9 protein-coding genes and 2 pseudogenes are annotated in these 9,765 nt (G+C 67.9%); 6 read left to right on the forward strand and 5 right to left on the reverse strand.

The features are described 5' to 3' along the window. Positions 1-104: 104 nt before the first annotated feature. Positions 105-206 (forward strand): annotated as a pseudogene (locus FPZ47_RS24440) (D-aminoacyl-tRNA deacylase); the annotation flags it as partial. 54 nt (positions 207-260) lie between these two features. After that, a complete protein-coding gene (locus FPZ47_RS24445; RefSeq protein ID WP_144954816.1) occupies positions 261-1,172 on the forward strand; it encodes a class I SAM-dependent methyltransferase in 912 nt (303 codons plus the stop codon). An 80-nt stretch (positions 1,173-1,252) separates the two neighbouring features. Here FPZ47_RS24445 and FPZ47_RS24450 read toward each other — a convergent pair whose 3' ends face one another. The 3 genes from FPZ47_RS24450 to FPZ47_RS24460 form a co-directional block, all read right to left on the reverse strand. Beyond that, on the reverse strand, positions 1,253-2,278 hold the full coding sequence (locus FPZ47_RS24450) for a zinc-binding dehydrogenase (RefSeq protein ID WP_144954819.1): 1,026 nt from the start codon (positions 2,276-2,278) through the stop codon (positions 1,253-1,255). After that, positions 2,266-4,221: a flavin-containing monooxygenase gene (locus FPZ47_RS24455; protein ID WP_144954864.1), complete on the reverse strand. Its 1,956-nt coding sequence runs from the start codon at positions 4,219-4,221 to the stop codon at positions 2,266-2,268. Before FPZ47_RS24455 ends, FPZ47_RS24450 begins: the two co-directional genes overlap by 13 nt. 122 nt (positions 4,222-4,343) lie before the next feature. Then, positions 4,344-4,541, reverse strand: a complete 198-nt coding sequence (locus tag FPZ47_RS24460) for a hypothetical protein (RefSeq protein ID WP_144954822.1) — start codon at positions 4,539-4,541, stop codon at positions 4,344-4,346. A gap of 286 nt (positions 4,542-4,827) precedes the next feature. Here FPZ47_RS24460 and FPZ47_RS24465 point away from each other — a divergent pair, with 286 nt between their 5' ends. Beyond that, positions 4,828-5,958 (forward strand): nitronate monooxygenase, encoded by a 1,131-nt coding sequence (locus FPZ47_RS24465; protein ID WP_144954825.1) that lies wholly within the window; start codon positions 4,828-4,830, stop codon positions 5,956-5,958. A 118-nt stretch (positions 5,959-6,076) separates the two neighbouring features. Here the strand turns inward: FPZ47_RS24465 and FPZ47_RS24470 are convergent, their stop codons facing one another. Together FPZ47_RS24470 and FPZ47_RS24475 are read right to left on the reverse strand one after the other, a co-directional pair. After that, on the reverse strand, positions 6,077-6,298 hold the full coding sequence (locus FPZ47_RS24470; RefSeq protein ID WP_144954828.1) for an Rv1893 family protein: 222 nt from the start codon (positions 6,296-6,298) through the stop codon (positions 6,077-6,079). A gap of 175 nt (positions 6,299-6,473) precedes the next feature. Further along, positions 6,474-6,878, reverse strand: a complete 405-nt coding sequence (locus tag FPZ47_RS24475) for a hypothetical protein (RefSeq protein WP_144954831.1) — start codon at positions 6,876-6,878, stop codon at positions 6,474-6,476. A gap of 281 nt (positions 6,879-7,159) precedes the next feature. Here FPZ47_RS24475 and FPZ47_RS24480 point away from each other — a divergent pair, with 281 nt between their 5' ends. The 3 genes and pseudogenes from FPZ47_RS24480 to FPZ47_RS24490 all read left to right on the forward strand — a co-directional run. Continuing rightward, on the forward strand, positions 7,160-8,452 hold the full coding sequence (locus FPZ47_RS24480; RefSeq protein ID WP_144954833.1) for a cytochrome P450: 1,293 nt from the start codon (positions 7,160-7,162) through the stop codon (positions 8,450-8,452). A 9-nt stretch (positions 8,453-8,461) separates the two neighbouring features. Continuing rightward, positions 8,462-9,475 carry an alcohol dehydrogenase catalytic domain-containing protein gene (locus FPZ47_RS24485; protein WP_144954836.1) on the forward strand — a complete coding sequence of 338 codons (1,014 nt, stop codon included), beginning with the start codon at positions 8,462-8,464 and terminating at the stop codon, positions 9,473-9,475. Positions 9,476-9,488: 13 nt separating this feature from the next. Next, positions 9,489-9,765, forward strand: a pseudogene (locus FPZ47_RS24490) (YceI family protein); the annotation flags it as partial.

Genomic DNA, 9,765 nt, shown 5'->3' on the forward strand with positions numbered 1-9,765 from the left:
AGACCAGACGTGCTCACAGGACCACGGCGAGAACCCAGGCGACCCACGACCGTTCGGGGCCGCCCACCAGGCGAAACCCAGTTTGGCTCAGTGTCTAGGAACGGTTGCGGCAGTTGGGCGCCCGAGTGGAAGTGGGGGTCTTCGGCGCGGATATGCAAGTCGAATTGGTCAACGACGGCCCGGTCACGGCGCTTCTCGAGGTTTGACGGCGCCGCTGCGGGTACTTTGGTGACGTCGGGGACTGCGATGGGGAGGACCGATTGAGCACGACACCCGAGTTCGGCTCGCTGCGTTCCGACGACGACCACTGGGACATCGTCAGCAGCGTGGGCTACACCGCTTTGTTGGTGGCCGGTTGGCGGGCGGTGCACGCCCGGAGCCCTCAGCCGTTGGTTCGCGACGACTATGCGCAGGCTTTCATCGCCGCGTCGCAGGACCCGTACCTGGCCGAAGTGCTCGCCAGCCCGGGTACATCAGAGGACCAGACGGCCTTTCCCCGCCTCTACGGCGTGCAGACGCGTTTCTTCGACGACTTCTTCCTCGCCGCCGGCCAAGCGGGCGTGCGCCAGGCGGTTATCGTCGCCGCCGGCCTGGACTCGCGGGCGTATCGGCTCGATTGGCCAGTGGGCACAACGGTTTTCGAGATCGACTTGCCGAAGGTGCTGGAGTTCAAGTCGCGGGTGCTGGCCGAGCGGGGCGCCACGCCCAGGGCGCGCAGGATCGAGGTCGCGGCGGATCTGCGCGGCGAATGGTCCAAGCCGTTGGAGGCGGCCGGCTTTGACGTGGAACGTCCCGGCGCCTGGTCGGTGGAGGGGATACTGCCCTACCTGACCGACGATGCCCAGAACACCCTTTTCACCCTGATCAGTGGGCTCAGCGCGCCGGGCAGCCGAGTGGCCGTGGGTGCGCTGGGCACGCGGTTGGACCACGACCAGCTGGAGGGTTTGGAGGCGGCCCACCCCGGAGTCAACATGTCGGGCAGCGTGGATTTCTCGGCGTTGACCTACGAGCCCGAGAGCGATCCGGCCGCCTGGCTGTCCTCGCACGGCTGGGCCGTCGAGCCGATCCGCAACACCCTGCAGCTCGAGGCGGTCTACGGAATGATTCCGCCGGAGGTGGATGTCAAGATCGACAGTTTCATGCGTTCGCAGTACATCACGGCGACGCGATAGGGCCTGGCCGGGATGGCGACGGTCACGGGGATCTCCCCCGGCCGAGGCCACCTGGCCACGCACGTGCGCCGCGACGGCACCTAGGGTGTCAGCAGGATCTTGACGTCGTCGCCGTTGCGCGCGGCCGCGATCGCGTAACCCTTGGCCGCCGCGTCCAGCGGCAGTGTCGTCGTGAAGATGCCGTCCACGTCCAGTCGGCCGGAGGCCAGCAGTGGGATCAATTCCGGCCAGGTCCGCTGCACCGGCGCCGTCGTCATGCGCAACGTGATGCTGCGGATCAGGCAGCCCAGCGCGTTCAGCGGGAACGGTTGCAGGTCGTGCACTCCGACGACCGAGACGGTGCCGCCGGGCCGGACCGCGTTGAGCGCGTCGGTCATGGAGGCATCGGTGGCGACGGCGTCGATCACCGCGTCGGCCCCGCGCCCGCTGGTGGCCGCGAGGATCGCCTCGACCGCCGGCGCCTTGACCGGCGTCGCTCCCCACGCCGCGGCACGGTCCAGGCGGCCATCGACTCGATCGACGGCGAAAACCTTCGCGGCACCTTGGAATAGCGCGCTCCGCAGCGCGCACAGCCCGACTGCGCCCAGGCCCATCACGGCCACGGTGCCGCCGAGCGGAATATCGGCCCGCTGGGCCGCCGCCCAGCCGGTCGCGAGGTTGTCGGTCAGCAGCAGCGCCTGCTCGGTGCTGATCCCATCGGGGATCTTGAGCAGCTGGAAATCGGCGGCGGGCACCGCGAGCAGATCGGCTTGTGCCCCGGCGAGCACGCCGCCCCCGAAGATCTGAAACCCCTTGTGGCACATGACCGGATCGCGGGTGGTGCAGCCGGGACAGTTGCCGCAACCGGCCACCGACGACACCATCACCTGGTCGTGGACCTTGACCGTGCGCACCTGCCGCCCGATCTCGACGACGGTGCCCACCGCTTCGTGGCCGAGCGCGATCGGTTCGGCCAGCGGAAAATCGGCTTCGTAGAAGTGCAGGTCGGAACCACAGATGCCGGCTGCGCTGACCTCGACGATTGCGCCGTCGGGGCCGGGGAGCACCGGGTCGGGACGGGTGTCGACCCGAACGTTGGTTGGTCCGTCGATGACTACGGTTCGCATACCGGAGTGCTCGCTTCCTTTGCCCGCACGATGAATTGGGACCAGTCCGGCTCGTGGACCGCCGCCCAGTACTCGGGCAGGCGCCATGGACTGACGGTGTGGATTTCGCCGTCGGGGTTCTTGAAGTAGGTGTGTTTGACCGCGGGGTGTGACCACACCATCTTCTTGATCTCGGCCTGCGTCCGCCGATGCCACGCCGTGGACGCCTCGGCCGTCGGCTCCACACAATGCAGGTCCGCCTCCACCAGATGTTCGAGACACCGGTTGACGTACCGCATCTGGAGCTCGGACTGGAAGATCAGGCTGCCGCCGTGGGCAAGATGCGTCCCGGGCCCGTAGATGATGAACAGGTTGGGGAAGTTCGGGACGGTGATACCCAGGTATGCGTACGGGCGGCTGCCCCACATCTCGTGCAGGTCGATGCCGTTGCGCCCGATGATCTTCAGCGGCCACAGCACGTCGGTGTGCCGGAACCCGGTGGCGTAGACGATGACGTCGACGTCATGCGTAACGCCGTCGCCGGTGACGACGCCGCGTGGGATGATCGCTTGGATCGGCGTCCGGACCAGTTCGACGTTGTCCCGTTGCAGCGTTTGCAGCCAGCTGCCGTTGTCCTGAAGGGTCCGCTTGCCGGTGGCCGGATAGTCGGGCAGCACCTTGGCCAGCAGGTCGTTGCCTTCGCCGACCTGGCTGGTGATCCACTGGGTGAACATCATCCGGGCGGCGGCGTTGATGTCGCTGACGGCGTAATCCTGGTCGGCATAGTCCGGGTCGCCGCGCGCGGCGTCGAGACCCTTGTCGGCGCCGGGCCACAGCACCAGGAACCGGTACCACCTTCCGTAGTACGGCAGATGGCGCATCGCCCAGCGCATCCCGTCGCCGACCGCGTCGTGGTACATCGGGTTCGGGAACATCCACTGCGCGGTCCGCTGGAACACGGTGAGGTGCTCGACGTCGCCGGCGATCGCGGGCGCGATCTGGAACCCGCTGGCGCCGGCCCCGATCAGCGCGACCCGCTTGCCGGTCAGGTCGAGGGAATGATCCCAGGCCGAGGAGTGGAACGCCGGGCCCGCAAAGGTTTCGGCGCCGTCGAAATCCGGGATGTGAGGCCGATTCAGCTGGCCGACCGCGGTAATGAGCGCCCGTGAGCGCATCGTCTCGGTCCGGCCGTCCGCCGAGCGCAGCGTCACGCCCCACATGCCGTCGTTGTCATCCCATTCGGCGGCGACCACCTCGGTCTGCCATCGCACCTGCTCGGCCAGTTCGTGCTTGTCCATCACCCGGGCGAAGTAGTCCTGCAACTCGTCCTGGCCGGCGAAGAAGTGCGTCCAGTCGTTGTTGGGTTCGAAGCTGTAGCAATAGAAGTGGTTGGCGACGTCGACGCGGGCGCCGGGATAGCTGTTCTCCCACCATGTTCCGCCGGGGCCGGCGTTCTTCTCCACGATGGTGAAGGGGATGCCGGCCTGCTTGAGCCGGACGCCCGCCAGGATGCCGGATTCGCCGCAGCCGACGACCAGGACGGGAAGCTCCGCCGCGCGTTCGCTCGGCAGCGCCGCCGGGCGGCGGGGATCGACGCCGTCGAGGTCCATCTCTTCGGAGATCAGGGGCAGGTAGTCGTCGGTGACGTGCTCGCAGGCGGCCCAGTCCATCATTTCCCGGATCAGCTCGGGACTGAGCGGCTTCGGCTCGGGGCAGCCGGCGTCCCGATAGCGGGCCAGCACCGGCAGGGCCGCCGCCCGGGCGCGGGCCTTGTCCTCCTCCGACATGAAGCCCTGGATCTCGTTGAGGAAGAGGCCCATCGGCGTGAAATCGCGGATGAACCGGGGATCGCCGGTGATGTGGACGAGGGACAGCAGCAGCGTCGGGATGCTGACATCTTCGAGGGTTGCGGCGATGTCGGGTGTCGGGGTGGTGAAGGGCCGGCCGGCATAGCGGCTGCGCATCGAGCCGATCCTCTCGGTGGTCGCGGGCATGAAATTACGCTACGCGCAGTTTCGTAATTGGCACGCCCACGCTACCCGCGGGCGCCCCGACGGATCAAGAGCGCGCACCGGGCCGGCGGGCGCTACGGCGATCCGTTGGCCCCATGCGTGCCGAAGAAGCCGGGGAGTCCGCCGCGGCCGCAGTTGCCGATCACCAGCCCGCCGGGCTCGCCGGGCTGTCCGCTACCCGGGGACCCGGTGGTGCCGTTGCCGATCAGGGGACGGCCCAGCACGTCGTGCGCCAGCGTCTGCAGGGGCGACGCACTGTCGGCTTCGCGCATCGGCGTTGCCGGCGCCGGTCAGTGCCCGTACGAAATGCGCAAATGACATCGACAACTGCGGCGATGGCTGCCGTCTCACCATGAATGGCCGGCGGACCACTGCTAGTTACTGACACTGTGTCACCACCTTGCGGGCGATCACCTGCCCGGCGGGGGCGCGTTGCTGAGGTGGGGGCCGGCGATGATCGGTAGTAGTTGCGACGCGCCGGACCTGGCTGGCCCCGTCGACGGCGGCCGTACTAAAGTAGAACACGTTCCAATTTCGCCCGGCGTCCGAGGAGTAGGTATGCACACCGCCATCTGCGACGAACTCGGTATCGAGTTTCCGATCTTCGCGTTCACCCACTGCCGCGATGTCGTGGTCGCTGTCAGCAAGGCCGGCGGTTTCGGCGTGCTGGGTGCCGTCGGGTTCACGCCCGAGCAGCTGGAGGTCGAGCTCAACTGGATCGACGAGAACATCGGGGACCACCCCTACGGGGTCGACATCGTGATCCCCAACAAGTACGAGGGCATGGACTCGCACCTGTCCGCAGAGGAACTGGCCGACACGCTGCGCAAGATGGTCCCCCAGGAGCACCTGGACTTCGGCAAGAAGATCCTTGCCGACCACGGCGTGCCGGTCGAGGACAGCGACGGCGACAGCCTGCAATTGCTCGGCTGGACCGAGGCGACGGCCACGCCCCAGGTCGAGGTGGCGCTCAAGCACCCGAAGGTGAAGATGATCGCCAACGCCCTGGGCACTCCCCCGGCCGACATGATCAAGCACATCCACGACGCCGGTCTGAAGGTGGCGGCGCTGTGCGGCTCGCCCTCGCAGGCCCGCAAACACGCCGACGCGGGCGTCGACATCATCATCGCCCAGGGCGGCGAGGCCGGCGGCCACTGCGGTGAGGTGGGCTCGATCGTGTTGTGGCCGCAGGTGGTCAAGGAGGTCGCCCCGGTGCCGGTGCTGGCGGCCGGCGGTATCGGCAGCGGCCAGCAGATCGCGGCGGCCTTGGCGCTGGGCGCGCAGGGCGCGTGGACCGGTTCGCAGTGGCTGATGGTCGAGGAATCCTCGAACACACCGGTCCAGCAGGCGGCCTATGTCAAGGCGGGCAGCCGTGACACCGTCCGCAGCCGGTCGTTCACCGGCAAGCCGGCCCGGATGCTGCGCAACGACTGGACCGAGGCGTGGGAGGCTCCGGAGAACCCGAAGCCGCTGGGTATGCCGCTGCAGTACATGGTCTCCGGCATGGCGGTGCGGGCCACGAACCGGTACCCGAACGAGAGCGTGGACGTCGCGTTCAACCCGGTGGGTCAGGTCGTCGGGCAGTTCACCAAGGTGGAGAAGACCGCGAACGTCATCGAACGCTGGGTGCAGGAGTACCTGGAAGCGACCAACCGCCTCGACGAGCTCAACGAGGCGGCAACCGTCTGAGACGGCCGGCTCACGCGCACCGAACGTGGTGGGTGTGCACGCATCGCGCCGGGATCCCGGTGCATATCCCCCAGGGACCGGCGCCGCGATTCATGGCGAGTGGAGCGATGACGCGCTGCTAATGGTGCTCGTCGTCGTCGCGGCCGGTGAATATTTCCTTGGTCCTGTCGACCGCGTAGGTGCCGATGTCGATGGAGTTCTGGATGATGCCGCCGGCGCCGCCGGAGATGTCGCCCCGAATGATGTCGCTGGCGTGTTCGACGATGTCGGACGCCTTCTCGACCGCGTTGGTCGCGATGTCCCGCGCCGCGTCGACGGCGTCTTTGGGATTGAAGCCCATCGGAGTCTCCTCATCGTTGCCGGACTTTGTTAAGACTCTAGACGTGGCGGGCAGGTCCCGGTAGTTCACCAAAGTGCGGCAGCACTTTTGGGAATGTCGGCCCCGGCCGGCGTTCCCGGGCGGGCCCACTAAAGGACAGCAGAGCGAGCGCGGGCGCGGTCCACGGGTCAGCCGGTCACGGTTCGGGCGGGAAGAACCCCGCCCCGGTGAACCATCCTTCTTGCCACCCCTGGGCGCCCAGACACAACATGGGCAGCCCCGCCTGCGACTGCGCGGCCGACTGCGGGCCCGGGCACTTGGCTCCGGCCTGCTGCACGCCGTACAGCGGGTAGGACATCACCCAGTAGCCGGTGGTTGCGGCCGGGAACTGGTTGGGCGGGGGGAAATGGCACGCCTCGGCCTGCCCGCTGGGGCCGCGCCCGAAGATGAAGCGTTCGTAGTTGTCGCAGGGCGCGCCGAGCGAAGCGTCGTAGTTCATGCCCGGCACGTCGCCGTCGTAACGCTGATCGGCGGCCGCGCACGGCGCCATACCGACCGCGCCGCCGGCGACCGCAACGACGGTGAGTAGTTCGCGAATCATGCTCCACCCTTAGCTTCCGTGCCAGCCGGTCCCGGCGATCCGCCGGTGACCTGCACGAAGCATATCGACTGCGCCGCGGGTCTCATGGTGTTTCGGGTTCTGCGCCCCGGCCGGACGGATGCGGCGAGTGTGGACGGCGACGCGGTCCGCCCACGATTTCGCGTCGCTGAACACGTTGCAATTCTTCTCGGCGATATCGCGATGATGCTTCACAACGGGCTGTGGCAATGGTTTATTTGCACTGAAGCACGACTAGACGACTTCGTTTCGAGGAGTGGGCCATGCCAACCGCCGAGCCATCTGCCACCCCGGTCCCCAACCTGCCTCCCGGCTTCGACTTCACCGATCCCGACGTCCACGCGGAACGGCTGCCGGTGGAAGAACTGGCCGAGCTGCGGCGCACCGCGCCGATCTGGTGGAACGAGCAGCCCGTCGGTGCGGGCGGTTTCGACGACGGTGGCTTCTGGGTGGTCTCCAAGCACAAGGACGTCAAAGAGATCTCGCTGCGCAGCGACGTCTTCTCCAGCCTGCAGAAGACGGCCCTGCCGCGTTACAAAGACGGCACGGTCGAGGAGCAGGTCGAACGCGGCAAGTTCGTCCTGCTCAACATGGACGCGCCGCAGCACACCCGGTTGCGCAAGATCATCTCGCGCGCCTTCACTCCCCGGGCGATCGAGCGCTTGCGCGACGATCTCCGGGAGCGCGCCCGGCACATCGTCGAGACCGCCGCGGCCGAGGGGTCCGGCGACTTCGTCGAACAGGTGTCCTGCGAACTGCCGTTGCAGGCCATCGCCGGGCTCATGGGCGTGCCGCAGGAGGACCGCAAGAAACTCTTCCACTGGTCCAACGAGATGGTCGGCGATCAGGACCCGGAGTTCGCCAGCAACGACGCGATCACCGCGTCCGTCGAACTGATCATGTACGGCATGCAGATGGCCGCCGACCGGACGAAGAACCCGGGCGAGGATCTCGTCACCAAGCTGGTCCAGGCCGACATCGACGGCCACAAGCTTTCCGACGACGAGTTCGGCTTCTTCGTCATCCTGCTCGCGGTCGCCGGCAACGAGACCACCCGCAACTCCATCACCCAGGGCATGATGGCGTTCACCGACTTCCCCGACCAGTGGGAGCTGTACAAGCGGGAGCGGCCCGCCACCACCGCCGACGAGATCGTCCGGTGGGCCACCCCGGTCACGTCGTTCCAGCGGACCGCCCTGCAGGACTACGAGCTGTCGGGCGTGCGGATCAAAAAGGGTCAGCGGGTGGTGATGGTGTACCGGTCGGCCAATTTCGACGAGGACGTGTTCGACGACCCGTTCGCGTTCAACATTCTGCGTGACCCCAACCCGCACGTCGGGTTCGGTGGTACCGGCGCGCACTACTGCATTGGCGCCAACCTGGCGCGCATGACGATCGACCTGATGTTCAACGCGATCGCCGACGTCATGCCGAATCTGGAATCGGTCGGCACACCGGAACGGCTGCGGTCGGGCTGGCTTAACGGGATCAAGCACTGGCGGGTCGACTACCACGCCGACGGGTCCGCGAAATGCCCTGTCGCACATGAGAATTAGGATGAGTGGGTGCCCACTCATCGTGCCATCCGGATCCAGTCCACCGGCGGAGCCTTGGAACTCGCCGACGTCGAAACACCGCCCCCGGGCCGCGACGAGGTACGTATAGCGGTCGCCGCGTGCGGCATGTGCGGTACCGACCGCGCCTTCGTCCACGGCGGCTTCCCGAACATGTCGTGGCCGCTGACGCCCGGGCACGAGATCGCCGGAACGGTCGCCGAACTCGGTTCCGGCGTCGCGGACTTCGCGGTGGGTGACCGCGTCGCGGTCGGGTGGTTCGGCGGCTGCTGCTACCACTGCGGCCCGTGTCGCAAGGGAATTTTCATCCACTGCGAGAACGGCAAGGTCCCGAGCTGGCACTACCCCGGCGGCTATGCGGAATCGGTGACGGTGCCCGCGAGCGCGCTGGCCCGGATCCCGTCGGAGCTCTCCGACGTGGAGGCCGCCCCGATGGGGTGTGCCGGTGTCACCACGTACCACGCGCTGCGCAGCACCCGGGCGGTGCCCGGTGACCGGGTCGCCATTCTCGGTGTCGGCGGTCTCGGACACCTGGGGATCCAGTTCGCCCGGGCGATGGGTTTCGAGACAATCGCGATCAACCGCGGCACCGCCAAAGCCGAGGACGCCGGGACGCTGGGGGCCCATCACTACATCGACTCGACGAGCGGCGACGTGGCCGAGGCGATGCGGGCGCTGGGCGGGGCGGCGGTCGTTCTGGCCACCGCCGGCAACTCGCAGGCCATGGCCGACACCGTCGGTGGGTTGGCGCCCCGGGGCGAACTGGTCGCGGTCGGCGTGACCCCCGAGCCCCTGCCGATCAGTCCCGTCCAGCTGATCACGCCGGGCCTGCGCATCGTCGGGCATCCCTCGGGTACGGCCAAGGACGTCGAGGAGACGATGCAGTTCGCGGTGTTGTCGGGCGTGCGCGCGTGGGTCGAGGAGCTGCCGCTGTCGCGGGCCGCGGAGGGTTACGCGGCGCTGGAGGAGGGGCGCGCGCACTACCGCACCGTCCTCACCATGTGAGTAGGGTCGGTCTGTGACCGACACCTGGGCCCTGGACGCGTCCGACGGTGAGCTGCTCATCCACACCGGCGTCACCGGCCGGGCCGCACGAATGGGCCACCGTCTCACGATCGCGATGACCCGATGGCACGCCACGGTGGCCTGGGCCGGCGCCGAACCGGCCGGCCTGGAGCTGGTGGTCGAGGCGGATTCGCTCGAGGTGCTGCGCGGGGAGGGCGGCGTCAAGGGGTTGTCCGCCCCGGAGAAAGCCCTGGCGCGCTCGAACGCGTTGAAGTCGTTGGACGCCGGCC

The sequence above is a fragment of the Mycobacterium helveticum genome (assembly GCF_007714205.1).
Classification (GTDB): Bacteria; Actinomycetota; Actinomycetes; order Mycobacteriales; family Mycobacteriaceae; genus Mycobacterium; species Mycobacterium helveticum.